This is a genomic window from Natrarchaeobius versutus (assembly GCF_041205745.1).
Lineage (GTDB): Archaea > Halobacteriota > Halobacteria > Halobacteriales > Natrialbaceae > Natrarchaeobius > Natrarchaeobius versutus.
Genome location: NZ_JBGFCC010000001.1, coordinates 951,546 through 977,648, shown reverse-complemented (window position 1 = coordinate 977,648; position 26,103 = coordinate 951,546). Strand labels below are relative to the sequence as shown.

At 64.1% G+C, this 26,103-nt stretch carries 21 protein-coding genes; 6 read left to right on the top strand and 15 right to left on the bottom strand.

All coding sequences use genetic code 11. The features are described 5' to 3' along the window. Nucleotides 1-101: 101 nt before the first annotated feature. The 11 genes from AB7C87_RS04755 to AB7C87_RS04705 form a co-directional block, all read right to left on the bottom strand. Nucleotides 102-1,085, bottom strand: a complete 984-nt coding sequence (locus tag AB7C87_RS04755; protein WP_369728249.1) for a YeiH family protein — start codon at nucleotides 1,083-1,085, stop codon at nucleotides 102-104. Nucleotides 1,086-1,089: 4 nt separating this feature from the next. Further along, nucleotides 1,090-1,230, bottom strand: coding sequence for a hypothetical protein (locus tag AB7C87_RS04750; RefSeq protein WP_369728248.1), 141 nt, complete (start codon nucleotides 1,228-1,230; stop codon nucleotides 1,090-1,092). Between the two features lie 175 nt (nucleotides 1,231-1,405). Continuing rightward, nucleotides 1,406-3,103, bottom strand: a complete 1,698-nt coding sequence (locus AB7C87_RS04745) for an NADH-quinone oxidoreductase subunit D-related protein (protein ID WP_369728247.1) — start codon at nucleotides 3,101-3,103, stop codon at nucleotides 1,406-1,408. Nucleotides 3,104-3,380: 277 nt separating this feature from the next. Continuing rightward, nucleotides 3,381-4,511: a glucosidase family protein gene (locus AB7C87_RS04740; RefSeq protein WP_369728246.1), complete on the bottom strand. Its 1,131-nt coding sequence runs from the start codon at nucleotides 4,509-4,511 to the stop codon at nucleotides 3,381-3,383. Nucleotides 4,512-4,581: 70 nt separating this feature from the next. Then, entirely contained in the window at nucleotides 4,582-5,517 is a 936-nt protein-coding gene (locus AB7C87_RS04735) for a thiamine pyrophosphate-dependent enzyme (RefSeq protein WP_369728245.1), read from the bottom strand. Between the two features lie 2 nt (nucleotides 5,518-5,519). Beyond that, nucleotides 5,520-7,421 (bottom strand): 2-oxoacid:acceptor oxidoreductase subunit alpha, encoded by a 1,902-nt coding sequence (locus AB7C87_RS04730; protein WP_369728244.1) that lies wholly within the window; start codon nucleotides 7,419-7,421, stop codon nucleotides 5,520-5,522. 162 nt (nucleotides 7,422-7,583) lie between these two features. After that, the gene (locus tag AB7C87_RS04725; RefSeq protein WP_369728243.1) at nucleotides 7,584-8,372 is read right to left on the bottom strand and encodes a PHP domain-containing protein; all 789 of its coding nucleotides are present in this window, start codon (nucleotides 8,370-8,372) and stop codon (nucleotides 7,584-7,586) included. A 500-nt stretch (nucleotides 8,373-8,872) separates the two neighbouring features. Beyond that, nucleotides 8,873-9,073: a hypothetical protein gene (locus AB7C87_RS04720; RefSeq protein WP_369728242.1), complete on the bottom strand. Its 201-nt coding sequence runs from the start codon at nucleotides 9,071-9,073 to the stop codon at nucleotides 8,873-8,875. A gap of 164 nt (nucleotides 9,074-9,237) precedes the next feature. Then, nucleotides 9,238-10,389: a chorismate synthase gene (gene aroC / locus AB7C87_RS04715; protein WP_369728241.1), complete on the bottom strand. Its 1,152-nt coding sequence runs from the start codon at nucleotides 10,387-10,389 to the stop codon at nucleotides 9,238-9,240. 108 nt (nucleotides 10,390-10,497) lie between these two features. Continuing rightward, on the bottom strand, nucleotides 10,498-11,193 hold the full coding sequence (locus AB7C87_RS04710) for a cytochrome c biogenesis CcdA family protein (RefSeq protein WP_369728240.1): 696 nt from the start codon (nucleotides 11,191-11,193) through the stop codon (nucleotides 10,498-10,500). A 3-nt stretch (nucleotides 11,194-11,196) separates the two neighbouring features. Continuing rightward, nucleotides 11,197-11,736, bottom strand: a complete 540-nt coding sequence (locus AB7C87_RS04705; RefSeq protein ID WP_369728239.1) for a TlpA family protein disulfide reductase — start codon at nucleotides 11,734-11,736, stop codon at nucleotides 11,197-11,199. Between the two features lie 535 nt (nucleotides 11,737-12,271). Here AB7C87_RS04705 and AB7C87_RS04700 point away from each other — a divergent pair. From AB7C87_RS04700 to AB7C87_RS04690, 3 genes are all read left to right on the top strand, one after another. Beyond that, nucleotides 12,272-13,342: a glucose 1-dehydrogenase gene (locus AB7C87_RS04700; protein ID WP_369728238.1), complete on the top strand. Its 1,071-nt coding sequence runs from the start codon at nucleotides 12,272-12,274 to the stop codon at nucleotides 13,340-13,342. A gap of 113 nt (nucleotides 13,343-13,455) precedes the next feature. Beyond that, entirely contained in the window at nucleotides 13,456-14,694 is a 1,239-nt protein-coding gene (locus AB7C87_RS04695; RefSeq protein ID WP_369728237.1) for a mandelate racemase/muconate lactonizing enzyme family protein, read from the top strand. A 191-nt stretch (nucleotides 14,695-14,885) separates the two neighbouring features. Beyond that, complete coding sequence (locus AB7C87_RS04690) at nucleotides 14,886-17,183, top strand: alpha-amylase family glycosyl hydrolase (protein ID WP_369728236.1); 2,298 nt, start codon at nucleotides 14,886-14,888, stop codon at nucleotides 17,181-17,183. 59 nt (nucleotides 17,184-17,242) lie between these two features. Here the strand turns inward: AB7C87_RS04690 and AB7C87_RS04685 are convergent, their stop codons facing one another. Genes AB7C87_RS04685 through AB7C87_RS04675 form a run of 3 tightly spaced genes read right to left on the bottom strand, consistent with a single transcriptional unit; the run spans nucleotide 17,243 to nucleotide 20,414 of the window. Beyond that, nucleotides 17,243-18,163, bottom strand: coding sequence for a sugar ABC transporter permease (locus AB7C87_RS04685; protein WP_369728235.1), 921 nt, complete (start codon nucleotides 18,161-18,163; stop codon nucleotides 17,243-17,245). 1 nt (nucleotide 18,164) lies between these two features. Then, nucleotides 18,165-19,193 (bottom strand): carbohydrate ABC transporter permease, encoded by a 1,029-nt coding sequence (locus AB7C87_RS04680; protein ID WP_369728233.1) that lies wholly within the window; start codon nucleotides 19,191-19,193, stop codon nucleotides 18,165-18,167. A gap of 21 nt (nucleotides 19,194-19,214) precedes the next feature. Further along, on the bottom strand, nucleotides 19,215-20,414 hold the full coding sequence (locus AB7C87_RS04675) for an extracellular solute-binding protein (protein WP_369728232.1): 1,200 nt from the start codon (nucleotides 20,412-20,414) through the stop codon (nucleotides 19,215-19,217). Between the two features lie 276 nt (nucleotides 20,415-20,690). Here AB7C87_RS04675 and AB7C87_RS04670 point away from each other — a divergent pair, with 276 nt between their 5' ends. Further along, entirely contained in the window at nucleotides 20,691-21,827 is a 1,137-nt protein-coding gene (locus AB7C87_RS04670; RefSeq protein WP_369728231.1) for an ABC transporter ATP-binding protein, read from the top strand. Between the two features lie 88 nt (nucleotides 21,828-21,915). Here AB7C87_RS04670 and AB7C87_RS04665 read toward each other — a convergent pair whose 3' ends face one another. Continuing rightward, entirely contained in the window at nucleotides 21,916-23,961 is a 2,046-nt protein-coding gene (locus tag AB7C87_RS04665) for a DUF7997 domain-containing protein (protein WP_369728230.1), read from the bottom strand. A 145-nt stretch (nucleotides 23,962-24,106) separates the two neighbouring features. On the opposite strand from AB7C87_RS04665, the gene AB7C87_RS04660 reads away from it, so the two are divergent. Both AB7C87_RS04660 and AB7C87_RS04655 read left to right on the top strand, forming a co-directional pair. Beyond that, complete coding sequence (locus tag AB7C87_RS04660) at nucleotides 24,107-25,168, top strand: TrmB family transcriptional regulator (protein WP_369728229.1); 1,062 nt, start codon at nucleotides 24,107-24,109, stop codon at nucleotides 25,166-25,168. Between the two features lie 154 nt (nucleotides 25,169-25,322). After that, the gene (locus tag AB7C87_RS04655) at nucleotides 25,323-25,976 is read left to right on the top strand and encodes a bifunctional 4-hydroxy-2-oxoglutarate aldolase/2-dehydro-3-deoxy-phosphogluconate aldolase (RefSeq protein ID WP_369728228.1); all 654 of its coding nucleotides are present in this window, start codon (nucleotides 25,323-25,325) and stop codon (nucleotides 25,974-25,976) included. The last annotated feature ends 127 nt before the right edge of the window (nucleotides 25,977-26,103 follow it).

Here is a 26,103-nt window from a genome sequence, read left to right as displayed (position 1 = left end):
CATCGTAGCGAATTCGCCGGCGATCGTGTCGAACGGCGGGTATTGCAAATGTTGCCTGTACCTGCGACAGGTCTCGGTGAGCGCCGACGCGTACCGTATTCTCAGAAAATCACGGAAAGTACCGCGAGCGAGAGCGTACTGGCGACGAGCAACGCGAGCAACACGACGGCGGCGGGGACCGGGCCCGCCTTCCGGAGCTCTGCAAGCCGGATTTCCGTACCCAGACCGACGAACGCGAGTACGAACAGCCAATTGTAGGCGTTCTCGATGGCGTCTAGCTGGTCCGGGGAGAGTACGCCCGACGTGGCGAGGAGGACGAGCGCGAGAAAGCCGAGGACGAACTTCGGAAACTCGTCCCAGAGCGTCCGAACCGACGGGCGGGTTCCGGCCGCCGAACGGGCGTAGTACCCCGCGTAGCCGAGCACCACGACGCCGATCAGCGCGTTTCGCGTAAGTTTCGTCAGCGTCGCCCACTGGCCGGCGACTTCCGAGTGAGCGAAACCGACGGCGACGACCGGTCCCGTCGAGAACATACTGACGCCGGCCCAGACCCCGAAGACGATCCCCGATAGCCCGAGTGCGTCACCCACGATCGGGTAGACGACGATCGTGACCGCGTCGAACAACAGGACCGTCGCCGCCGCGTACGCGACCTGGTCTTCGCGTGCACGTATCGCGCCGGCAACCGCCACGACGGCCGAGACGCCACAGATTCCGGAACCGGCGGCGAGTAGCGAACCGAGACGGTCGGCGAGCCCAAAGACGTTCCGCGAGAGCAATTCGACGACGGCGATCGTCAACCCTGTGACGAACACGACGACGGCCAGTACGACCCCACCAACCTCGAGAATCGAATCCAGTGTCAGCGATGCGCCCATGAGGACGATCCCGGCCCCGAGCCAGAGCTTGTGGGTGGCGATTCCCGGCTCGAGGCGGTCCGGAACGCTGATGGCATTTGCTAGCACGAATCCGAGTCCGATCGCGACGAGCAGGTGGTTCACACCGAAGACCAGTTCGATCCACCGCGCGAGAACCGCGCCGAAACAGAGAGCCGCGAGTCCGGGGAGGAGCCGGCGAACCGACATCACGTCACCACGGAATCGGGAGTCCGAACACACCGACCACTCCGACAATCGTCGCGCCGACGGCGACGCTCTGCCAATCCCGCTCGAGGTCCGTCCAGTGGGATCGAACCGTCTCGACACTCGCCGCCCATCGATCGAACGACATTCGTTCGAAGTCTCCGACGCGCGCCACTTTACGCCTGTCGATCTCGTCCGATATAGCGGATAATATTGCAGGTGTCCCTGACAGAAAATTCTATACTCCCGACCAGTCTTCGACCGGTACGATCGTCCACCGATTCGGTTCGGCGGCGGAACGTGGAACGCGACCTCGAGGGGCGCTACCGGTCGACGCTCCCGAGGACGATATCGAGACTCCCCAGCGAGGCGATCAGGTCGGGAACGTACTCACCCTCGGCCATCTCCGGGAGCGAAGAGAGGTTGTGATAACACGGGCTTCGGATCTTGAACCGCGCCGGCGAGTTCGTCCCGTCCGAACGGACGTAGATGCCGAGTTCGCCCTTCGCCGACTCGACCGCCCGGTAGGTCTCGAGGTCGGAATCCGGCTTCAACGTTCGCGGGACGTTGCTCTGGACGGTTCGATCGTCTTCGGGCCAGTCCGCTAACAGGTCGAGACACTGTTCGACGATCTTGGCCGACTCCTCGACTTCGTCCATCCGGACGAGGACCCGCGCGTGGTTGTCACAGCCATCTCGCGTGACGACGTCCCAGTCTAGGTGCTCGTAGTACCCGTATGGGTCGTCCCGGCGGAGGTCGTAATCGATTCCAGACCCGCGTGCGACCGGTCCCGTAACCCCGTAAGACCTGGCGACTTCGGGCTCGAGAACGCCGGTGTCGACGGTACGTATCCGGAAAATCTCGTTGGTGACGATGAGGTCGTGGTACTCGTCGATCTTCGCGGGGAGTTCGTCCAGGAAGTCCCGCGTCTGCTCGACGAACTCTTCGCGCGGTTCGGGCAGGTCCCAGCAGACGCCGCCGAGTCGGAAGTAGTAGAACATCATCCGCTGGCCAGTGAGGTCCTCCAAGATGTCCTGGATGACCTCCCGGTCGCGGAAGGCGTACTGGAAAGTGGCCGTAAACTCGCCGTAGACGTCGAGTGCGAACGTGCCGAGTGCGAGGAAGTGTCCGAGCATTCGGCCGAGTTCGGTCGCCATCGTCCGCAGGATCTGGGCGTACTCCGGAACCTCGATGTCGGCGATATCTTCGATTACCCGGGCGACCGCCCACTCGTTTGGCAGGTTCGCGGTGTAGTCCCACCGGTTCGAGTAGGGGATGATCTGGTGGCGGTAGGTCCCCTGCTGGCACAGCTGTTCCTCACAGCGGTGGAGATAGCCGACGTCCGGATCGACGTCCGCGACGGTCTCGCCGTCGAGCGTCGCCTTGAGGTGGAGTACGCCGTGGGTCGCGGGATGGTGTGGTCCGATGTTGAGCAACATCGTCTCCGACTCGGGCCCCTCGCCCTCGAGACGCCGGTCAGCCTCGAGCGGATTCGCGTGCTCGCCGAACCGAATCACCTGTGGCTTGTCCTGGTCGTACTCGAGCGACAGGGGATGTCCCTGCCACGACTCCGGCAGAAGGATCCGTCGCAGATCGGGGTGACCCTCGTACTCGATGCCGACGAGGTCGTACGCCTCGCGTTCGTGCCAGTCCGCCGTCCGAAACACTGGTTCTGCGGTCTCGCAGACGGGATCGTCCCGCGGAAGCTGGACGACCAGCGACACCTCGTGGGTGCGCCGGTCGTACTTCGTCAGGTGGAGGATCGACTCGTAGCGATCCTCGTACTCCTGGGCCGTAAGACACGAGAGGTGGTCGAACCCGGCCTCGTCGCGAAGCAACGTCAGGGTCTCCTGGACGTCGTCCGGACGGATGACGAACGCCGGCGCGTTCTCGTGGTCGTCCCGACGAAGTGTATACTCCGCGAGCAGGGACTCGAGTTCGGCCTTGTCGACGCCGTCTTCCCGGTGATGATCGTACTCCGGATCGATCGTCGGCCGTTCGTGCTGTGGAGGTTCGCTCATGGTGAATCGAGATGGACGCCGTCATCGGGCATTCTGTGGACGATATCCGATTGTCACGTCCCACCATCGTACGTTCGAGAGACGAATGAGTATTTTCCCGTCTCGAGGTGACTGTCTCGAGCGAAAACACGGCAAAACGGTCTGCCCTCGAACGAAACACGGCGAAACAGTCGTCACCCTGGAACCGCGCGCAGTCACAAATCCGCGTTCGGTTCGCCGGACGCCCCGATCGAACCCATCGGTCCGAGACTCGATTCGCCGGTATCCGTGACCCAACTCATCGGTAGTCACGGTCGTACTCGATCCAGAGTGCGGCCGCGACGGTGAACTCCTCTGCGCTCGCGTACCCGCGCTTGACGTACGGTTTGCCGTCTGCCGTACACACCTCGAGGAAGTTGCCGTAGGGCTCGAGGAGACGTTCGAGACGCGCCATCTCGGCCCGCGAACGCTCGTCGTAGCCGTACCGTGCGAGACCAATCGCGTACAGGAATCCGTTCCACGGCCAGACGTGATAGTGATACTCGCGGTGGAACAGGAAAAACGGGTGGACTTCTCGACGGGAGAACGGGCGCTTGCGCATGCGGATCCCGTACGGCGTCTCGAGGGTCGAGAGCGCCTCGACGACCGAGGCCGCCCGTTCGTCGGGAAGGAGACCGAAGTAAAGCGCGACGACGTTCGCATCGCAAGCGAGCGTCGACGATCCCCGTCGCTCGTCGACGTACTCGCCGTTCCAGAGCCGCGAGTGCAGTGTCTCCCTGATCCGATCCGACTGTCCCGTAAACGTCGTCTCGACGTCACGGGACTCGAGGCGCTCGCTCGCGGCCAGCAACATCGCCGTGTTGTACGCCTCCCGGGGACGAGCGGCCGAGTCCCACCAGGAGCTTCCGTTCCCGGCGACGAAGCCGTCCTCGACGAACTTCTCGCGGTGGAGCGCCGCGAGGTCAGCGACGGCGTTTTCGTTCGCCTCGAGGCGCCCTGCCTCGTCCAGCGCGACGACGAGTGCCGGAAAGGTGTCGACGCCTTCTGCAGGCGTCGCGGCGTTGTACCGCTCGTGGAAGTCGGTATAGAAGACGTCTGAGAGTTCCTCGAGAAGCCACTCGCCCGTCTCGCCGACCGCCTCGCCGTATCCCGCCGTCGACAGTCCGCCGGCCGCAAAACAGAGGTCCCGAGGCCAGACTCCTCGAAAGTGGCCGCCGGCTTCGAACCCGACCTCGGCGCTGTCGGCCAGGACCGTCTCGGCGGCCTCCGCGAGCGAGCCGAAATGCCTGTAGCCGTTCCGTCGTTTGTCGAGGTAGTGTGTGAGTCGCCGGGCAAGTTCCTGACCGTAGTAGCGACCGACCTCGAGGCTGGCGGTCGGGTTCCGGGCTCCGTCGATTAGCCCGCGAATCGGGTCGGACGCTCCGGCCATAGACGCCCTGATGTTCGAGGACGGAAGTATCTCTCGAGAGGTAGAAAACGCGAAAACCCAGCGGGTCGCGTTACTTGTGTCGGTCGAGCAGGTCGTAGCTTCGCTCCCACTCGGCGTCGTCGTCGAAGTACCGCTCGGCGAGTGGTTGTTCGGGCATCTCACCGACGGCCTGTTTCTCCTGTTGATAGGAGGGTCGGTCGTCGTCGACGTAGTACCGTCCCGTCAGGACGGTTCCCTCGTTCAGGACGTCCTCGGTCTCGCGCATCATTTCGGCCGCCTCGCGGCGGTCGTGGATGTCGAAGTCGTAGTCGTCCGATTCCTGGACGTCGATGTAGGGGACGTACTGACGTGCGTCCTTGTTCCAGGTCGGACACTGCGTGAGGAAGTCGATGTGGGCGAAGCCGTCGTGTTCGATGGCTTCCTTGATGATCTCCTTGGCCTGGTTCGGGTTGACCGCGGCCGTGCGAGCGATGTAGCTCGCACCGGAGTTGAGCGACATCGACAGCGGCCGAAGCGGCGTCTTCGCACTGCCCGAGGGCTGGGTCTTGGACTTGTGGCCCTTGGGGCTGGTCGGCGACGTCTGGCCCTTGGTTAGCCCGAAGATCTCGTTGTTGAACACGATGTAGGTCATATCGTGGTTCTCGCGAGCCGTGTGGATCCAGTGGTTGCCGCCGATCCCGTAGCCGTCGCCGTCACCGCCCGCGGCGATGACCTCGAGGTCTGGGTTCGCGAGTTTGGCGGCGCGTGCGACCGGCAACGAGCGGCCGTGGATGGTGTGGAATCCGTACGTGTCGAGATAGCTGTTCAGCTTGCCGGAACAGCCGATCCCGGTGACGGTCAGGACCTCCTCGGGCGTCTTGCCGACTTCCGGAAGGGCCTGCTTCAGCGCCTTCAGGACGCCGAAGTCACCACAGCCCGGACACCAGGTCGGCTGCGGTTCGACACCGGGGGTGTACTCGTCCCGGTCGATCTCTCGCTGTTCACCGATTGCGTTGAATGCACTCATGGTCAGTCACCTGCTGCGGGTTCGATTCGTACCTGTGCGGTCGGTTCGCGCTCCTCGTCGGCGAGGTTGACCTCGTAGCCCTCGACGACTTCCGCGGGTTCGAACGGGTTGCCGTTGTACTTGAGCAGGCTGGTGAGCTTCTCGCCGAAGCGACCGAGTTCCTTCTGGATCAGTCCGCGGAACTGGGCGCTCGCGTTCATCTCGACGACCATCGCCTCGTCGACGCTTTCGAGGAACTCGGTCACCTCCGTCTCGGGGAACGGCATCATATCGGAGACGCTGAGGCCTTTAACGCTGTGTCCCTGCGCGTTCAGGCGCTCGACTGCCTCCTCGACGGCGCCCTGGCTCGAGCCCCAGGTGATGATACCGTAGTCGGCCTCGTCGGGGCCGAAGTACGTCTGGGTCGATCCGCGCTCGTCGAGTTCCGCACGGATCGATTCGAGCTTCTCGAGGCGTCGGTCCATCTGGGCGACGCGGTTGTCGGGATCTTCGCTGATGTGACCGACCGGCGAGTGTTCGTTGCCAGTTGCGAGGTACCGTCCCCCCTTCTGGCCGGGGAGCGACCGCGGTGCGACGCCGTCTTCGGCCGCCTCGTAGTTGAAGCGCTTGAACTTCCCGGAGTTGTCGTGTGCGGCTTCCTTGAGTTCTTCCTCGGTCAGCGTCGAGCCGAGATCCGGCGCCGGCTCGCGATCGAAGAACTCGACGTCGACGTTCGTGTTCTCGCCCGACAGCTTCTGGTCGTAGATGATGATCGTCGGGATCTGGTAGTCCCAGGCAATCTCGAACGCGATTCGCGTCTGCTCGTAGGCTTCCTCGATGTTCCCCGGCGCGAAGACGACGCGCTGGGAGTCGGCCTGGCTCGTATAGAGGACGAACTCGAGGTCCGACTGCTCGGGTTTGGTCGGCATGCCGGTCGAGGGACCGGCGCGCATCGATTCGACGAGGACGAGCGGCGTCTCGGTCATCTCGGCGAGTCCGAGCGGTTCGCTCATCAGCGCGAAGCCACCGCCCGAGGAGCCGGACATGGCCTTGACGCCGGCGTGGCTCGCTCCCACCGCGAGCGCCGCCGCCGCGATCTCGTCTTCGACCTGTTCGGAGACTCCGCCCATGTCGGGGAAGTTCTGGCTCAGGATGGTGAAGACGTCCGTCCACGGCGTCATCGGATAGCCGGCGATAAAGCGACAGCCGGCGTCGATCGCGCCGTAAGCGATCGCGTTCGAGCCCGACAGCAGTGCCTGCTCGGTCTCGTGTTCGCCCCGGGGAACGCGAAGATCGTTTTCGCGTTCGATCTCGTCGCCGACCATCTCGTAGGCCTCGTGGAGGATCTCGAGGTTCGCCTCCAAGACGTCGCCGCCCATCGCGTCCTCCATCAGGTTCTCGATGTGCTCGAGATCCATCTCCAGTAACCCGGCCGTGACGCCGACGCCGGCGGTGTTGCGCATGACCTCGCGGCCGTGTTCTTTGGCGAGGCCGCGGAGGTCGACCGGGTAGACGTGCCAGTCGTTTTCCTCGGCACGCTTCTCGAGGTCGAGGGCCGCGACCTCCTCCTCGTCGAGCAGGCCCTCGTCGTAGACGATCACGCCACCCTCGCGTAACTCGTCTAGGTTCTCCGAGAGGGGTTTGATCTCCTCGTTGCCGTAGTAGGCCTCTTCCTGTGGGTTTCGGGCGAACGAATCGCCGAGTGCCAGCAGGCAGTTGTAGCCGTCCCCTCGTGACTGTACTTCGTGTTCGGCGGCTCGGATCTCGACGTACGTGTGACCACCACGGATCCGCGATGGATAGTGGCGGTGTGTAAATACGTTGAGCCCCGAGCGCATCAGCGCCTTCGCGAAATTCTGACTCGTCGAGTCGATCCCGTCTCCGGAACCTCCTGCGATTCGCCAGATGAGTTCGTCGTCGCTCATAGGTAAATCAGTGGCCGGTGGGCCAACCGTACCCGAATTTTGCCCTACCGAACCTAAAGCCTTTGCTATAGATTACCAAGGATCTTTCGTGAAGAATGAACGTCCGTTGTAAATTCTTGGTTACTAATCGGCACGTTTCACCACGAAAAACGAGTTGAGTATTCACTTTCCCGAGCGATCGAGTTCCGGCGGATCGACGGGATCGATCCCGGCGTCTTCTACGAACTCGCGGAGAAACGTCGCCCGGCCAGCGATCTCGCTCGGGTCGTGAGCGTCCGTGCCGACGGTGACCGGGACGTCGAACTCGCGGAGCATCTCGAATAACTGATCGGCGGGGTGGACGATGCTAGCATCGGTCAGCGCTCGCCCGGCGTTTATCTCCGGCACCGTCCTCGAGTCTGCGAGCGCGCGCGCGACGCGTCGGTACTGCTCGTCCGTCGCCCGACCGCGCAACGGTGGCGTCCGTGCGATCAGATCGACGTGGGCGGCGACGTCGAACAGTTCTGACTCGACGAGTGCGACTAGCCTGTCGAAGTACTCAGCCACGACGCCGTCGAGGTCGGCGTCGGAGCGGCCGGCGAACTGGGAGGGTGCCTGTACGTTGGCGCCGCCGACCGCGTGGACACTCCCGATCGCGTAGTCGAACGCCGCCGTCTCGAGAAAGTCCCGAATCGCGGCTTCGTCCCGTGGATCGTAGTCCATCTCGACCGCGTCGTAGATCTCGATCGAGGCCTCCCCGCGGAGCCGTTCGATCGCCCGTCGTCGTCGCTCGTAGGTGAGATCGAGGTTGAAACCGTAGACGCTTCGCATCGTCTCCATGCGCTCGCGTGGGGCGACGTTACAGTGGTCGGCGAAGCCGATCCCCTCGAGTCCGGCGACCTCCGCGGCGTCGACCATCGCACTGAGGAAATCGCCGTCGGAGTAGTTCGAGTGGAGGTGAAAATCCCGCATGCACACCGTACTACCAACAGGCGGTTAGGTGTTGTGTCGAACCAACAGGCGGCTATAGTAGCCACTGCAGGTCTTGCACACCTGATCGCCAGACGAGCGCGGTTCGGAGTGTGCACGGTTCGGAGCGTGCGCGGTTCGGAGCGAACAGAGTGAGCGAGAACCGCGGGAAAGCGAACGGGGAGCAACGCGACCCGTGAGCGAACGGAGTCGTTCGAACCACCTGCGGTCGTTCGTGATGACGAAAATTTTCGATTTTCGAACCATGAATGAGAACCGCGAAAATGCGAACGGGGAACGAACGTGACCCGTGAGCTATGCGATCAGTGTGTACATCGTTGCAGTTGTTACTATCGGTGTTGTGTCGATCCGGACTGATACGGATTCCTGTCTCGATGTACCGGCACAACCGCGACCCAGGCGGCGGTTGTGCCGGAAATGACTGACAGTAAACCGTATGACAACGGCCCCGCACTGGGATCCATTCACAGTCGACGCGGAATTTATTCGACCGCTTTTTTGACCACGCTTCCGGTAATGTAAACGACTCCCGAGACGACGAGTCCGATCCCCGCGATCCAGGCCAGGATCGCGCTCAGTGCGGCGCCCTCGAACGTACCGTCGATGTACATGACCGTCAGTAGTCCGCCAACGAGCACGAGTGAGATACTTGCCTCGGTGAATATTTTCCTAGAAGCGGACATCACGTAACAAGAAACACCTTTACCGAAACTAATATCGTTTTCTATCGGTCAGAACTACAGTGGTTCCGGTCACACATCTCGAATAGATTGGTGGAATAATTGACCTGATCTCCGTTTCTTGAAGAAATTTGCTACACCCCTTGTCGGCTGTTGATCACCTCGAGCTATTCGTTTCGCGGATTACTCGGGTGGTAGTCCGTGTCGTACTCGCCGGGCTGGTCGTCGACGCGGTCGGGGTTGAGCCGACCCGACAGGAGCATGAAGTCGACGAGGGTGAGCGCGAGCATGGCCTCGACGACCGGCACGCCACGCGGCGGGAGAACGGGGTCGTGGCGGCCGATGACCTGTTCTTCTTTGAGTTCGCCGGTCTCCCAGTCTGCGGTCTGTTGGCTCTTGGGGATCGACGTCGGCGCGTGGAGGGTGACCTCGCCGTAGATCGGCTCGCCACTCGAGATCCCGCCCTGAATGCCGCCGTGGTCGTTCTCGACCGGAACCGGATTCCCGTCGGAATCGAACTCCCAGTCGTCGTTTCGGTCCTTGCCGGTCCACTCGGCGGCGTCGGTTCCCAGACCGAACTCGAATGCCGTCGTTGCGGGGACCGCCATCATCGCCTGGCCCAGCCTGGCCGAGAGCGAGTCGAACCGCGGCGCGCCGAGGCCGACGGGGACGCCGCGGGCCTCGAACTCGATGCTGCCGCCGATGGAGTCGCCTTCCTCCTGGTACTCCGCGATGCGGTCTTGCATCTCCGCGGCGGTCTCGGGATGGCCACAGCGGACGTCGTTTTCTTCGCTATGCTCGAGCATCTCCTCGAAACTGACCTCGGGGGCCTCGATCTCGCCGATCTGGTTGACGTGTGCCTTGCATTCGATGCCCTCGAGTGCGAGCAGTTTCTTCGCGATGGCGCCCGCGGCGACCCAGTTGACGGTTTCGCGTGCGGAGGAGCGTCCACCGCCGCCCCAGTTGCGAGTGCCGAACTTCGCGGAGTAGGTGAAGTCGCCGTGGCTCGGCCGCGGTGCGGTGATGAACGGTTCGTACTTGCCCGAGCGGGCGTCTTTGTTCTGGATGACCATCCCGATCGGCGTTCCCGTCGTGTAGCCGTCCTGGACGCCGGAGTTGATCGTCACGTCGTCGGGTTCGCCGCGGCTGGTGGTGATCATCGACTGGCCGGGCTTTCGTCGGTCTAAGTCCACCTGGATGTCCTCTTCGGAAAGCTCGAGGCCGGCGGGACAGCCCGAGACGGTACAGCCCATCGCCTCGCCGTGGCTCTCGCCGTACGTGGTCACCTGAAAGAGGCGACCGAAACGGTTGCCGTTCATTACCCCCCTGTTCTGGGACGTGGCCACTTAGCCCTACGGAATCGGTGGAGGATTGCGGGCGGGTCGAGCCGTTCGACGGGACGGACGTTCACGGAGACGATGGCCCGCTCACGCGAGGCCGAGCTGTGCGAGGCCGCCGTACTCGAACAGAAACAGGTAAAGCTGGACGACGCCGGCGACGATCAACAGCGCGCCGCCGGCCCGCTCGAGGAGCCGTCCCGAGGGGACCATCCGGCGAAACAGCGATTCGTGACCGACTGCCGTCAGGAGCGTCACCACGACGAGCATCACGACCATGCCACCAGCGTAGGCGCCGACGGTGAGGAACGCGGCGGCCGGCCCGCTCGAGAGACTCGAGAGAACGACCGTGATGAAAAACGGCGCCGTACAGCCGGCGGCGGCGATGGCGTAGGCGACGCCGAAGGCGAAGTAGCCCCGATAGCTCCGGTCGCGTTCGGGTAGTTGCATCGTGAACAGGCGGCCGTGGGTGAGTCCGCCGAGCATCGCGATTCCGAGGACGATCAGCGCGAGCCCGACGGCGCCGCCGAGTAACACCAACCGGTGAAAGTACCGCGATCCCACGGCGACGGCGATGCCGACCAGCCCGAGGTAGACGGCGAACATGCCCGCGCTGGCGACGAGGCTCACGACCGAGCCGCGTCTGATCGCCGCGCGCGTCGAGCCCGCGACGTCGTCGCCGAGGTAGTAGGCGACGTAGCCCGGGAGCATCGGAAACGCACACGGGGCGAAAAACGTCGCCGACCCGGCGGTGAACGCAAACAGGAGGCGCAGATCCGAGAGCACGGGTTAGCCGTCGAGTTCCTCGTCGACCCGTTCGATGATGTCCTCGGCGTCGGTCGTTCCGGAGGTGTGCCACCGCACCTCGCCGTCGGGATCGACGAGGACGAGCGACGGGTACGCGCTGATGCCGAACTCCGCGTGAACGTCGGAGTCGGGGTCGATGCAGGCGGGATACTCGGCTTCTTCTGTCTCCCAGTACTCGAAGACTTCCGCCTCGTCGTCCTCGGGGGAGATCGCACGCATTGCCAGGGTCTCGGTGTCGTACTCGTCGCGAACGTCGTGGAGTTCCTCCTGTTGTGGGCCACAGGGACCACACCACGTCGCGAAGAAGTACACCAGCGTGAGGTCGGCGTCGGTGACGATATCGATCTCGCCGCCGGTATCGACGACGCCGAGGCTCTCGTGGCTGAGATCCGCGGGCACGCTCGAGGGGACCTGGTTGCCGAGCGCGCCGGTGATCAGCCCGAGACAGCCGGAGAGGGGGATCGACGCCCCGAGGGCTAACGCCGCGCGTCGCGTAAGCGGAGTGGAGGGGTTGGGGACCATACGATTAGATTCCTGACACCACCACAAGAAGTTTTCTCTTGTGACTCTAGACGTCGACCTCCTGGAGGAGGTATTTCGCTCTCGAACGGTGGCGTTCCATTGCGGACGGTTCGGTAGCCTCGGCTGAGGCGGAATGCTGTACAGGCGGCAAAGGCGACTGCTCCGGATCTTGACCCCGGGGTGTGTTCATTGAGCACCGGTGGGCTACAGGACGGCTTGTGGCCGTACCGAAACTGATGGAAGCAGACCACACGAGTGGACGAATCTCCTAACGGCGGCCGCTCTCGGATCGGAGTCGGAACGTCAGTGTGAGTGCTCGAGGGGCTGTCGGACGCGCCCAGCGTGATTCACCACCCCACCGACCCGACCAGACGACCGCACCACCACACAGCAGATGCACCTGAACGGGTTCGCCGAACGGTCCCAGGACTCGTTCACCCGTTGGTATCGCCGGACAGGATCGAAGTCACTCTGCTGTCAGATGTTTACTACAGGATGGGTAAATCTTTTGTCCATGTGGCTCGTTTCCGACGGTATGAAAGCTATCGCTGTGGAACCGGGGGCCGGAGAACCGACGCTCGTCGAACGACCACGACCCGAACCGACGGAGGGCGAAGCGCTCGTTCGAACGCTTCGGGTGGGTGTCGACGGGACCGACCACGAAGTCATCGCGGGCCACCACGGCGACGTTCCCGCGGGCGAAGACGAACTCGTGCTCGGACACGAGGCCGTTGGCGTCGTCGAGGACGCGAACGGGACCGACCTCGAGGAGGGCCAGTACGTCGTTCCGACGGTCCGGCGCCGACCGGGCGGTGTGGATAACGAGTACTTCGCACGCGGCGAACCGGATATGGCACCCGATGGCGAGTACGTCGAACGCGGCATCGCCGGCGCCCACGGGTTCATGGCCGAGTACGTCACGAGCCCGGCAGAATACTTGGTCCCGATCCCGAACGACCTCGCGGCGCTCGGTTTTCTCGTAGAGCCGGTCAGCATCTCGGAGAAGGCGATCGAGCACGCCGTTGCCACCCGTTCGGCGTTCGACTGGGAACCCGAGTCGGCGCTGGTCCTCGGTAACGGCTCGCTCGGCCTGCTGACGCTGGCGATGTTCGAGGAAACCATCGGTATCGATCGAACGTACTGTCTGGGCCGACGCGATCGCCCCGATCCGACGATCGACATCATCGAGGAACTCGGCGCGACGTACGTCGACTCCCGCCAGACTCCCGTCGCCGAGATTCCGGAGGCATACGAAGGGATCGACCTTATATACGAGGCGACCGGCTACCCCAAACACGCATTCGAGACGGTCGACGCGCTCGCACCCAACGGCGTCGGGGTCCTGCTGGGCGTCCCCGAATCGTGGGAGTTCGAGGTCGACGGCGGGCGACTCCACCGGGAGATGGTCTTGCACAACAAGGCACTGGTCGGAACCGTCAACTCCCATCGCGGCCACTTCGAGGCCGCGATCGATACGCTCTCCCAACTCCCGACGTGGTTCACGGACGACCTCGTCACCGGCGTCTACGGCATAGAGGAGTTCGAAGTTGCGTTCGAAACGGACGACGACGTCGTGAAGACGGCTGTCGAGTTCGATGCGATCTGATCCGATCTACTTCTACACCTTTCGGCTCGCTGGCGGTTGCGGTCCCGCTTTGGCCCCTCGCACGCGAGCGATAGATGGCAACTATTACTACCGTTCGAGTAAGTATCTCTGCTATGGGAGTCGACTACTCACAGCTACACGACCCAAACGCCGAGTACACGATGCGGGATCTCTCGGCGGAGACGATGAACGTCACGCGAGAGCGCGGAGGCGGACGCGACGTCGAGATTACGGATATCCAGACCACGATGGTCGACGGCAACTTCCCGTGGACGCTCGTGCGCATCTACACCGACGCGGGCATCGTCGGCACCGGCGAGGCCTACTGGGGTGCGGGCGCACCGGAACTCGTCGAGCGAATGGCGCCGTTCCTCCGGGGCGAGAACCCACTCGACATCGACCGGCTCACGGAACACCTCGTCCAGAAGATGTCCGGCGAGGGCTCGGTCGGCGGCGTCACCGTGACCGCGATCGCCGGTATCGAGGTCGCACTCCACGACCTCGCGGGCAAGATCCTCGAGGTGCCTGCCTACCAGTTGCTCGGCGGCAAGTACCGCGACGAGGTGCGCGTCTACTGTGACTGTCACACCGAGGAGGAAGCCGATCCCGTCGCTTGTGCCGACGAGGCCGAACGCGTCGTCGAGGAACTGGGCTACGACGCGCTCAAGTTCGACCTCGACGTCCCCTCGGGCCACGAGAAGGATCGCGCGAACCGCCACCTGCGCCAGCCCGAAATCGAGCACAAGGCGTCGATCGTCGAGGCCGTTACCGAGCGCGTCGGTCACAGGGCCGACGTCGCTTTCGACTGTCACTGGACGTTCAGCGCCGGCTCCGCGAAGCGTCTGGCCAAGCGTCTCGAGGAGTACGATATCTGGTGGCTCGAGGACCCGGTGCCGCCGGAGAACCACGACGTCCAGCGTGAAGTAACCCAGTCGACGACGACGCCGATCACGGCCGGCGAGAACGTTTACCGCAAACACGGTCAACGCCGACTGATCGAAGAGCAGGCGGTCGACATCATCGCACCCGACATGCCGAAAGTTGGCGGCATGCGCGAGACGCGCAAGATCGCCGATCTGGCCGATCTCTACTACATGCCGGTCGCGATGCACAACGTCTCCTCGCCGGTCGCGACGACCGCGAGCGCCCACGTCGGCGCGGCGATTCCGAACTCGCTGGCCGTCGAGTACCACTCCTACGAACTCGGCTGGTGGGAGGACCTGGTCGAAGAAGACGTCATCGAGGACGGCTACATCGAGATCCCCGAGGAGCCGGGGCTGGGCGTCACCCTCGATATGGACGCCGTCGCCGAGCACATGGTCGACGGCGAGGAACTGTTCGACGAGGAGTAGCGCTCGCCGAACGATATTTACGTTTTCCGACGGAAACCGACGCCGAACCCGCGGAGCGTCGCTCTCGGTCGTTCACCAGTGAGTAGTGGGCGCGCTTCGGGGACCATCTGTCACACGCAACCCAGTGGTCGAACCACCTGTGTGGTGTACAAATACATCACAAATTTATCCTCCGGCCGAGAGGTCCGACTGTGAACGATCGAAGACGCGACTCGAGCGATCTGCTCGAACGAGATGGTCGAACCGAACGGACGGGACGAGGACGAACCGGACGAGAGCGAACCGACGGCGGCGAACGGACGAGCGAGGAGTCGTTCGAAAGCGGTGACGGCTCTCACCACCCTGGACCGCCGCGGTTCGTCACGGTCGGCGACGGAATCGTCAACCCGAACGGGAACGAGATGGAACCCCGGGACGACCTCGCGCCCTGGAATCCGGACGCCGAGGGGGAGTACGCCTGGCGCATCGCCGACGCGCCGTCCGAATCGAGCGCCGAACCAACCGACGAGCCGGTCGCCGAGTTCGTCCCCGACGTTCCCGGCACGTACACGCTGGATCTCGAGGCTCCCGACGGCGTCCACGAACTGACTGTTCGTGCGTTTCCGGACATCGGGACGAACGATAGCGAGCCCCGCCCACGGATCCGTCTCGAGGCCGACGTTCGCGACGATCGGATCGAACTCGTGCCCGACGCGACGTTGTCAGCGGGGATATCGACCGCTGTGAGCGGCGACGAGGATGTGGAGGGTGACGCCGGCGAAGACGCGCTCGAAGTCGAATACTACGTCGACGACCGGGACGACCTCGCGGTCGCTCCCGACGGCACTATCGAGATCGAGGACGTGACCGAACGTGCCCGGATTTACGCGGTCGCCGTGGCCGCCGACAGCCGGTACTCGCTACCCGATGCCCTCGAGTTGGTTCCGGCCGGCGACGGTGCAGGCGGTGACAGTACAGACGGCGGCGGTGCGGGCGGTGACAGTGTAGATGGCAACGGCCTACGGGTCGAGCGCCCGTTCGAGCCGCCCGCGTGGGTCGAGAACGCCATCGTCTACGAGGCGTTCACGCGGCGGTTTCCCGACCACTCCGAGCCGACGTTCCAGACGTTCGCCGACCGACTCGACCACCTCGAGAAGCTGGGCATCGACGTCCTCTGGCTGACGCCGTTTCTCGAGACCAAACGCGGCTTCGGGACGCCCGACGAGCTGGGCGGCCCCCACGGCTACCACACGACCGATTACCTTCGGGTCGATCCGGATCTCGGAACGCTCGCCGAGTTCGAGGCGCTGGTCGACGCCTGCCACGAGCGGGGAATCAGGGTCGTCTTCGACCTCGTGATCAACCACACGGCCGACACGCACCCCTTCTTCGAGGCGGCCCTCGACGAGGACCACCCCGACCACGAACGGTACCGCGACTGGTATCGCTGGGCGGACGTCGAGGCCCGCGAACCCGACGCCTACTTCGACTGGGACGAGATTCCGAACCTCGACCACGGGAACCCGGCGGTTCGGGAGTACCTCCTCTCCGTGGTCGACTTCTGGGCGCCGAAAGTCGACGGCTTCCGGACCGACGTCGCCTGGGGCGTGCCGCTGAGCTTCTGGGCCGAGGTGTACGATCGGGTGACGAGCGCCGACGCCGAGTTTTTCCTGCTCGACGAAACGCTCCCGTCGTCGGTCGAGATGGGCGGTGGCCGCTTTCACGCCCACCACGACGACAGACTCTACAGCGCGCTCGAGACGATCGGTGACGCGGTCGCGACCGACGCCGGCGGGGTCGAGGAGGAGACGAACGCCGTGATCGACGCCTTCGCCGACGCGGTTCTCGAGGGCGACGGTGACTCGCCGGACGCGAGTCTCGTCCTCGATGCGGTCGACGAGCGGGCGCGCCGCGGCGGTCACCCCTCCTCGCTGTGGCTCACCTACGTCGAGAATCACGATACGGACCGGTACCTGTCGTCGTACGGTCGGGACGCCCAGTTAGCCGCCGGCGCGGCGACGTTTACGCTTCCGGGAATTCCGATGCTCTATGCGGGCCAGGAGACCGGGCTCCGCAAGCGACGCGAGCCGATGAACTGGGGCGAGGAAGACGAGGAACTGCTCGCGTACTACCGGCGACTCGTCGACCTCCGAAAGTCACACCCGGCCCTGCAAGCCGACGCTACACTCGAGCGCATCGAGTACGAAACCGAGACGGACGCGGCCGTGGCGTACGCCCGAGACGATTCCGAACGCCGCCGGCGAGTCGTCATCGTCCTCCACTTCGGCGAGGGGACGGCGACGGTGGGGATCGACGAACCGGTCGCCGGGACGGATCTATTGACCGGTGAGACGGATTTATCGACGGGTGAGACGATCGTTCGCGACGGAAGCGACGGCGCGAGCGATTGCGAACCGGCGGACGAGGAGTCCGCGTTCGACCGCGAAATCACCGTCGAGACGGCCGTCGTCCTCGAGGTCGAACGCGAGTCGGAGACGCGAGGCCGTTAACGTCTCGCGAGCGGACTCGAGAACGTCTCGGGGCCAAGAAAAGCAGGATTTTCGGCACCTCAGCCTTCCATGCCGCCGAACGAGAGGCCGCTTTCGACGTAGCTCTGGGTGGCGAAGTAGATGATCGCCACCGGCAGGGCGAAGAGGCTCGCGAATGCGGCGAACTCGGTCCACGGCGTCTCGTACTCGTTGGCCGCAAGGGAGTAGAGTTCGACCGAGAGGGTGTAGTTCTCGGGTCGAAGGAGCGTCTGGGCGATGATGAACTCGTTCCAGCCGGCGAGGAACGTAAAGATCAGTACGACGGCGATGCCCGGCTTCGAGAGCGGCAGGATCACCTCACGGATGACCTGCCACTGGCTCGCGCCGTCGACGATCGCGGCCTCCTCGTAGGAGACCGGGATGTTGTCCATGAACGTCTTGAGCAGCCACGTGTTGAACGGGATCGCCCCTGCCGCATAGAAGACCCCCAGGATCAACAGGTTGTTGCTCAGTCCGAGGTTGACGAACAGCGCGTACAGCGCGATGAGCGTCGCGATCGAGAGACCGGCACCGACCTGCGTGAACAGGACGTAGCCGTAGAGGATCTTCTGCCGTCCGGCGAATTTCCGCCTCGAGAGCGCGTAGGCGCCGGGGATGATGACCGACAGCGAGACGCTGACGGTGACGAAGACGACGATCAGGCTGTTGAACAGAGCCCCCGGCTCGCCGACCTCGCCGTTGTCGAAGACGAAGTCCGACTCGAACAGGACCCACCGGTAGGCATCCAGGTTGTACGTCGCGGGATCGGCGAACAGCCCGTCGGAACTCATCAGCCCCGCACCCTGGGAGAACGAGGCCGTCACGATCCAGTAGACCGGGAACATGAGCACGACCAACATTGCGAAGGCGCCGATCGTACCGACCCCGGTCTTACCGAGGTCGCCGATAGTTCGCCGCCCGGTTCGTACCTGTTCGACCGTCTGTGTGATGGTCTCGAGCATCTCAGTTCACCCCCTCCGCGAGCCGTCCCTTCTTGACTGCGAGCCACATGAACATCCCGATGAAGGCGATGGCGGTGACCATGATCGCGGACGCGAAGGCGTACTCGTTGAGTTCGATCGCCTCCCGGAAGCCGTACACCAGGAGGAGTTCGTTCTGTCGACCGGGACCGCCGCGGTTGAACACCCACGGGACCAGGAACTGCTGGAACGACGCCGCGGCGGTGAGGATCGACGCGAACATCACCGGTCGCTTGATCGCGGGCAACGTGACGTGGTAGAACCGGTAGATGTAGCCTGCGCCGTCGACTTTCGCCGCGTCGTGGAGTTCCATCGGGACGTCCTGGAGCGCGCTAACGATGATGATCACCATGAACGGGTAGGCCATCCAGACCTCCGTCGTGACGTACGCGAGGAAGGTACTCCACCGACCGCCGAGCCAGGCGACCGGGATGTCGACGAGCAACAGTCCGGGCGCCTCTATGGTGACGAAGAACGCGACGGCGTCGACGACGCCGACGAGGCGTTCGACCGCGCCGTTGTACATGGCCAGAATCTCGTTTAACGGCCCGAATCGGGCGCTACTGAACAGCCCGCGCCAGATCGTCACTCTGAAGATTTCGGGAAACCCCATCGGGACGATGACGATCGCGCGCATGTACCGTTTCCCCCGTACTCGAGAGTGCGTGAGGACGACGGCGATCGTTACGGCGACGACGAGTTTCGCCAGGAGACTCACGGCGACGAACAGCCAGGTGATGCCGAGTGAGTTCCAGAACTGGGTGTCGGTGAACAGGGCGACGTAGTTGTCGACGCCGATGAGGGACGCTTCCCCGCCGATAACCGTTCCGGCGTGGGTCGCGTCGGTAAACGAGAGGTAGATCAGAAATACGATCGGGAACAGCATAAACGAGAGAAACAGGGCGATACCTGGCCCGACGAGGAGATAGCCGAACAGATCTCTGGAGGTCCGATCCGCTCTCAGCCGTCGGTGACCGAGGTCGGTAACGCGGTCGAGGAATGACGTGGACATAGACGAGAGGAAGACCCGTCGTTACTCCCAGCGGCCCCGAATCTCGTCGGCGGCCGCGTTCATTGCGTCTTCGGCGCTCTCCTGTTCGTTGAACACCTGCTCGAGGGCGTCCTCGACGGGGTTCCACACCTGGTCCATTCGTGGGTGAGACGGCATCTGAACGCCCATCGAGACGTTTTCGGCGAACGCCTCGACGTCGTCGCCGAGGTCGTCGTCGTCGGTGTACTCCTCGTGGACGGGGATGAACCCGTGGTTCTCGGCGTTCGTCAGGATGACGTCCTCGTCAGTCGAGTGCCACTCGGCCCAGTCGATCGCCGTCTCGAGGGCTTCCTCGTCGGCGTCATCGAGCGTGGCCGTAAAGTACCAGACCTGAATGCCGGTAAACGGCGTCGGGTCGCCACCAGCGATGTCGGGCATCGGAGCGACGGTCGTCTCGATTCCGGAGTCGCGGAAGCCGTCGATCTCCCACGGCCCGTTGATCGCGAACGGGGCGTTGCCGTCGTCGAACACCGGCACCTGAGACTCGTAGGCCGGATCCTGCGGAACGTACGGCCAGATCGACTCCTCGAGGAGTTCGACGCCTTCGATGAATTCGTCCTGGTCGACACCGAGCGATTCCGTCTCGTCGTCGAAGAAGTACCCACCGAATGCGTGGAGGAACGTGCTCGTGAAGTACGGATCCGCCGGCGGACACGAGAGGCCGTACTGTCCCTCGGCGGGATCGTGGTAGTCGTCCATGATCTCGACCATCTCCTCGAGCGTCTCCGGTGGCCCGTCGACCAGTTCCTCGTTGTACATGAGTGCCACCGTCTCCGCCGCGTAGGGAATCCCGTACACTGCGCCGTCGAAGCGGACGGCGTCGGCCGCCGCGTCCGTAAACGTCGCGTCGAGGTCGAGGGTGACGTCGTCGGCGGCGTCGTAGGCGAACCCCTGCTCGTGGTAGTTGCCGATCCAGTCGTGTGCCCACGCGAACGTTTCCGGTCCGTCGCCGGCCGGGATCGCCGTACTGAGTTGATCTTCGATCTCGGAGATCGCCTCGAGGTTCAACTCGTCGTCCCGGCCCTCGTTGAACCGTTCGGCGTGGTCGACGAGGTCGGCCTCCTCGGCGTTCGAGAAGTCGTGCCACAGCGTCGTCGGCTGGTCGTCGTCTCCGCCGAGACAGCCGGCGACCGACAGCGTTGCAATTCCCCCGATCCCTGCGAGTAGTTGCCTGCGTTCCATTGACATGGCGTAAACAGTGATGAATTATGTCTTCATATATTTAATTGTTAGGATGGCGTCTCGAGCGGGGGTGTATCGACCACGTTGGACGTCGAATTAGCGCTCTATGGGTGGCCTCACCGGATATGCGACGGCTGTTCTTCGGGGAGGGGCGGTCGACGTTCTGGGAAACCATGTGGATCTCTACTGGTGTTCGAAAATATATGCTGTACTAATTCATCTCAAATCGAACTTTTTGAGAAAGCATTTTATAGCTCCTCACCGAACTCCCGGAAAATGGCACGTGTCAGCGTCGAGTCGCTCCGGAAGGAGTACGACGTCGGAACCGTCGTCGCCGTCGACGACCTCGACCTCGAGATCGAAGATGGGGAGTTCGTCACCGTCGTCGGACCGTCTGGCTGTGGGAAAACGACGACGCTCCGGATGTTAGCCGGGCTCGAACGGCCGACTTCGGGTCGCATTCGGATCGGCGAGACGGACGTAACGGACGTTCACGCGAAAAACAGGGACGTCGCGATGGTGTTCCAGAACTACGCGCTGTACCCACACAAGACCGTCTTCGAGAACATGGCGTTCGGGCTCCGGATGAGCACCGATCTCTCGGCGGACGAACGGGAGGCGCGGGTCGTCGAGACGGCCGAAATGATGGACATCGAGGAGCTTCTCGAGGACAAACCGGACGAGCTCTCCGGCGGGCAAAAACAGCGGGTCGCGCTCGGTCGAGCGATCGTCAGGGAACCCGATCTGTTCCTGTTCGACGAGCCGCTTTCCAATCTCGACGCGAAGCTTCGGACGAGCATGCGCGCCGAGATCCAGCGCATCCAGGACGAACTCGGTATCACGGCCGTCTACGTCACCCACGATCAACACGAGGCGATGACGATGGGCGACCGGATCGTCATCTTGAACGATGGCACGCTCCAGCAACAGGGGAAGCCGACTGACGTCTACGAGAACCCGGTCAACGAGTTCGTCGCGGGCTTCGTCGGCTCGCCGTCGATGAACTTCCTCGACGTCGCCGTCGACGCCACGGGCGGACGACTCCAGCTATCTGACCCCGCCGGCGGGTTCCAGTTCGAACTCTCCGCAGGGTACGCCGAGCGCAACGACGTTTCGCTCGAAGCGGATCGGTACACCCTCGGCATCCGTCCGGAGAACGTTTCGGTCACCGATGCGGGTTCGAAAAACGCGATCACGGCGACGATCGACGTCGTCGAGCCGGTCGGCTCGGACAGCTATCTCCACCTGGACGTCGACGACGAGTTCATCGCCCGCGTCGATGCCGGCGTCGACCTCTCGCCGGGCGACCGCGTCTCGCTCACGTTCGACGAGGCGGACGTCCACCTGTTCGATCACGACACCGGACGTGACGTCTTCGGCGTCGAGGGTGAGACGCCAACTGCGACGCCGTAGCGAGTCGACGAATCGACGACCGAATTTTCGTCTGTAATCGCTTCTCCGACCAAAACGTTCCGCCAGTGGCCGCTCGAGGAGTTCCTCGTTACTCGCGTGCAGGGAGTCGACTCGACGCCTCTTCGACTCGAGCGGTCGTCTCGAGTGCCGTCGCCGTCGCGATCCGGAGGGCGTGGGGCCACCCGAGCGGCGTCGCGCTGTCGGGTGTCCCGTCGTCGAACAGCTGTTCGGGAAGGTAGCCACCGGCTCGGCGAAGCGGTCCGTCTGGGTCGACGAGCGCGAGTAACTCGCGTCCCCGGTCCTCGAAACTGGCGGCGACCTCGGTGTCGCGACCTTCGAGGAGTTGGCCGAGTTCGGCCGCAGCCTGTGCCCCCCAGGCGGTCGTCACCGTCCAGATCTTCGGTTCGGTCTGGTCGTTGACCCGCCACGGATCGCCCTCGAACCGTGCGATTCCTTCGATCGGCCCGTCGGGGTCGCGATACAGTCCCTCGAGCGTCGTCTCGACGTGCTGGCAGAGTCGGCCGATTCGACCGTCGTCGACGTCTGCGAGGGCGTCGTACTCCCGGTGAGCGGACGCCAGTGCGAACGTGCTCCCGTCGAGTCGGCCGTCGAGTTCACCGCCCTCGAGCCGTAACGCGTACCGCCCACGCTCGTCGAGCCAGAGGGCGTCGATCCCCTCGTAGACCGTTTGGGCCTGCTCGCGTGCGTGATCACGGTGGTCGTCCGGAAGCGGTGCTCGGGCGATCGCCGCGTACGCCTCGAGGTAGGTCGCCGCGGTGTGGGTGAACCGCCCGGTCATGTTCTCCCAGGCGTTCTGGACGCGACCCGGGAGGCCGTCGTCTTCGAGGACGGCGTCGAGGCCGTCGAGCGTGGTGATCAGCGCGTCCCGAACCGCGTCGTCGTCCGGGTCGACGAGTCGCAGGTAGGTCGCGAGGAAGGTCGCGACGCTCGCCGTCTGATCGGCCTGGTAGTCGATCGACCCCGCGTCCCCGTCCTCCACCCGGCCGTGTGCCCAGCCGGGTGCGAGCCGCCCGTTGTGTGGCCAGACGCGGTGGGGCCAGGTTCCGTCGGCGAGTTGCGTCTCCACGTAGAACTGCGCGCTCTCGCGGTGCCACTCCGATAATCCGATGTCGGCCCGGTGGTCGGCCTCGAGAAGAAACGACGAGATCTCCGCGTCGTCTCTGAACCAGGTGTAGCCATAGCCGCCGGTGTACCGGAAGAACGGATCGAACTCGGGGCCGGCGATCCGGGCGCCGCTTCCCGCTCGAAGGAACGCCAGCACGCGGAGATCCGTGGCGATTCCCTCGAGGCCGTCCGCACTGGTGTCGTCGGGAAGCCGTCGGTCGTACTGTTCGCGTCCCGCCTCGAGGAGCGCGTCCGTGCTTCCGTGGTCGGATGCCGCGGCACGGGCGCGTTCCAGGCCGACGGCTCGGCCGTCGTCCGGCTCTGAAAGCACCGTCGCGATGGTCGCAGCCGGCGTCGTCCCCTCGAGGCTGACGTCGAGAATCGCGATCGGGCTGAGTCGCCCCTCCTCGTATCGGCCGTCGTCGGTCGACCGCGGAAAGTTACTCGGCTCGGCCGCGAGCAGTTCCTCGAACTGTTCGGGGACGCGTCCGGTGACGGTGGCACCGGTCGAGGCAGCCACGAAATCCCGCTCGCGGTCGTGGTGGATCTCGACCGCGTCTCCGTGGCGAAGCTGGCCGACGCGACCGGCGCGGCCCTCCGGTGCGAACCCGAGACACGCCCGGAGCGCGACGTCGGCGCCATCGATAGCGTTCGAGCACTCGATACGAGTCAGGTGGGTTCTGTCGACGGTCAAGTCGTACTGCGTGAGGGTGTAGTCGTCGACCTCGTGGACGGTTTCGACGACCGCGGTATCGTCGACGTAGCGCTGTCGTCCGCCGTCGAACCAGTGGATCGTGCCGTCCACCTCGAGCCCGAAGCGCGACCGTTCGATCCCGGCCAGTCCGGTAAGCGGGTACGAGTAGTCCCTGAGCGAGCCATCGGGCGCGACGTGAACGAGTCGGTCGTCGAGGCCGGAGAATAGACCGGCCGTCGACCGTCGTTCTCCCGGAAATCGGCGGGAATCCCCCCGCGATCGTTTGACGTCGTTCAGGGCGCTGTGAAGTTCCATCGTACTCCCCACTACGACCCCACCCGATTAAAATTTGTTGTAATATGTGTTCTTACTTTTCACCGAACGGTCGGTGTCGATCGACGCCGCGGCCGACCGGGGATTTTTTCACCTCGAGTTGCAACCTCTGACGTACTGAAGATTCATGGATGACAACGGTCTCGCGGCACTCCTCGAGCGGTTCGGTCTCTCCGAGAAGGAGATCGATACGTATCTGGCGATCCTCGACCACGGCGAGTCGAAAGCGAGTGCGATCGCCGACGCCGCAGACGTCTCGAAGCGGTACGTCTACAGCATCAGCGAGGAACTCGAGGAGCGCGGCCTGGTCGCCGTCGACGACCACACGGTGCCGACGGTGATCCGTCCCATCGACCCCGAGACGGTCGTCGACCGGCTGACGCGTGACGTCCGGGAGATGGAGCCGGAGCTTCGATCGCGGTACTCGACGCCCGAACGCTCGAGCGAACAGTTCGAGGTGATCAAATCCCGACAGACGGTCGTCAAACGGATCGAGACGTTGCTCGCCGGCGCCGAGGCGGAGGTGACGCTCTCGCTTCCGGCGAACGTGCTCCCGAAGATCCGATCGACGCTCGAGGAGACCGTCAAACGGGACGTTCTCGTCTTGCTGTTGTTGGGTGGGACGGAGGGTGAGGGACTAGATATCGCCTCGCTCGCGGGGACCGCGAGCACGGTTCGGACCTGGGATGCGCTCGTCCCGACGATGCTGACGGTCGACAAGCAACACGGACTGCTCGCGCCGAGTCAGATGCTCACCAACTCCGGAAGCGATACGCGCGCGATTTCGCTCACTCAGCCCCAACTTGCGCCCGTGCTCGCGGGATCGTTTCTGGCGAACTACTGGCCGACGGCCGAGGAACGCTACGTGACGACGCCGAGTGAGCTCCCCCGGACCGTCGAGGGCTTTCGAAACGCGGTCTTCCAGCTCGCGCTACATCGGGCGACGGATACCCGGATCGAAGCGGAGGTCACCGGTTCGCCCGTCGGTAATCAGGACCTTCCGTCGACGCTTACGGGCGAGGTCGTCGACGTCCGCCAGAGCCTCGTCCGGCCCGCGACGTCGACGCTCCCGATCGAGAACGCGTTCGAACTCGCCGTCGATGGCGACCGCTACACCGTCGGCGGCACCGGCGCGTTCCTCGAGGATTTCGAAGCCGAGACGGTGACGATCCGTCGACTCGAGGAGTAGACCGATTTTTCCTCGCTCGTGAGTAACGGTTTTGGCCCGGGGTGGCGAATCGACGGATCGTGATGAGACGATTAGCATCCGGGAACCGAGAGTCGGTTTCGAACGATCGAGTAGTGGCGAACGTGGGATCGCAAACGGGAGCGGAGGGAGACGAATGACCGACGCGCGCGAGGTTTCGGACCGAATCGCCGAAAGCGGCGTGCTCGCGGTACTTCGGGGCATCGACGAGGACCAGATCGTGCCGGTCGCACGGGCGATCCACGACGCCGGCGTCGGCGCCCTCGAGGTGACGGCCGACGGAACCCGGGCCGCAGACCAGATCGCCGCGATCGATCGCGAACTCGCTGAGACCGACGCTGTCGTAGGGGCAGGAACGGTTCTCGACGCACCGACCGCGGCGGCCGTGATCGACGCGGGCGCCGAGTTCGTCGTCGCGCCGGATACGAACGTCGAGGTCATCCGAACGTGCAATCGCCACGGCGTTCTCTCCGCGCCCGGCGTCATGACGCCGACGGAGGCCGTCACGGCGATGGAAGCCGGTGCGGATATCCTCAAAATGTTTCCCGCCAAGACGGTCGGCCCAGGTCACATCGGGGCGCTCCAGGGACCACTCGGCGACGTCGACGTTATCCCGACCGGCGGCGTCTCGCCCGACAACGTCGCGGAGTACTTCGACGCCGGTGCCGTCGCCGTCGGCGCTGGGAGCGCGATCGTCGATTACGACGCGATCGCGGACGGCGACATGGACCGCGTCAGAGAGACCGCCGCCGCGTTCGTCGACGCCGTCCAGGGCGCCCGATCTGCATAAGCGCTTGGACCGCTCTTTAGAACGGTACTATAGTAACAACTGAAACGATGTACACACCGATCGCCGATTCGTCTGGCGATCGGGTGTGCATTGACTTTCAGTGGCGACTATAGCCCGCGTTCGACGG

Excerpts from the sequence above, each read along its gene's own strand:
- AB7C87_RS04755 (WP_369728249.1), bottom strand. The coding sequence starts at position 1,085 with ATGTCGGTTCGCCGGCTCCTCCCCGGACTCGCGGCTCTCTGTTTCGGC.
- AB7C87_RS04750 (WP_369728248.1), bottom strand. The coding sequence starts at position 1,230 with ATGTCGTTCGATCGATGGGCGGCGAGTGTCGAGACGGTTCGATCCCAC.
- AB7C87_RS04745 (WP_369728247.1), bottom strand. The coding sequence starts at position 3,103 with ATGAGCGAACCTCCACAGCACGAACGGCCGACGATCGATCCGGAGTAC.
- AB7C87_RS04740 (WP_369728246.1), bottom strand. The coding sequence starts at position 4,511 with ATGGCCGGAGCGTCCGACCCGATTCGCGGGCTAATCGACGGAGCCCGG.
- AB7C87_RS04735 (WP_369728245.1), bottom strand. The coding sequence starts at position 5,517 with ATGAGTGCATTCAACGCAATCGGTGAACAGCGAGAGATCGACCGGGAC.
- AB7C87_RS04730 (WP_369728244.1), bottom strand. The coding sequence starts at position 7,421 with ATGAGCGACGACGAACTCATCTGGCGAATCGCAGGAGGTTCCGGAGAC.
- AB7C87_RS04725 (WP_369728243.1), bottom strand. The coding sequence starts at position 8,372 with ATGCGGGATTTTCACCTCCACTCGAACTACTCCGACGGCGATTTCCTC.
- AB7C87_RS04720 (WP_369728242.1), bottom strand. The coding sequence starts at position 9,073 with ATGTCCGCTTCTAGGAAAATATTCACCGAGGCAAGTATCTCACTCGTG.
- aroC (WP_369728241.1), bottom strand. The coding sequence starts at position 10,389 with ATGAACGGCAACCGTTTCGGTCGCCTCTTTCAGGTGACCACGTACGGC.
- AB7C87_RS04705 (WP_369728239.1), bottom strand. The coding sequence starts at position 11,736 with ATGGTCCCCAACCCCTCCACTCCGCTTACGCGACGCGCGGCGTTAGCC.
- AB7C87_RS04700 (WP_369728238.1), top strand. The coding sequence starts at position 12,272 with ATGAAAGCTATCGCTGTGGAACCGGGGGCCGGAGAACCGACGCTCGTC.
- AB7C87_RS04695 (WP_369728237.1), top strand. The coding sequence starts at position 13,456 with ATGGGAGTCGACTACTCACAGCTACACGACCCAAACGCCGAGTACACG.
- AB7C87_RS04685 (WP_369728235.1), bottom strand. The coding sequence starts at position 18,163 with ATGCTCGAGACCATCACACAGACGGTCGAACAGGTACGAACCGGGCGG.
- AB7C87_RS04680 (WP_369728233.1), bottom strand. The coding sequence starts at position 19,193 with ATGTCCACGTCATTCCTCGACCGCGTTACCGACCTCGGTCACCGACGG.
- AB7C87_RS04675 (WP_369728232.1), bottom strand. The coding sequence starts at position 20,414 with ATGGAACGCAGGCAACTACTCGCAGGGATCGGGGGAATTGCAACGCTG.
- AB7C87_RS04670 (WP_369728231.1), top strand. The coding sequence starts at position 20,691 with ATGGCACGTGTCAGCGTCGAGTCGCTCCGGAAGGAGTACGACGTCGGA.
- AB7C87_RS04665 (WP_369728230.1), bottom strand. The coding sequence starts at position 23,961 with ATGGAACTTCACAGCGCCCTGAACGACGTCAAACGATCGCGGGGGGAT.
- AB7C87_RS04660 (WP_369728229.1), top strand. The coding sequence starts at position 24,107 with ATGGATGACAACGGTCTCGCGGCACTCCTCGAGCGGTTCGGTCTCTCC.
- AB7C87_RS04655 (WP_369728228.1), top strand. The coding sequence starts at position 25,323 with ATGACCGACGCGCGCGAGGTTTCGGACCGAATCGCCGAAAGCGGCGTG.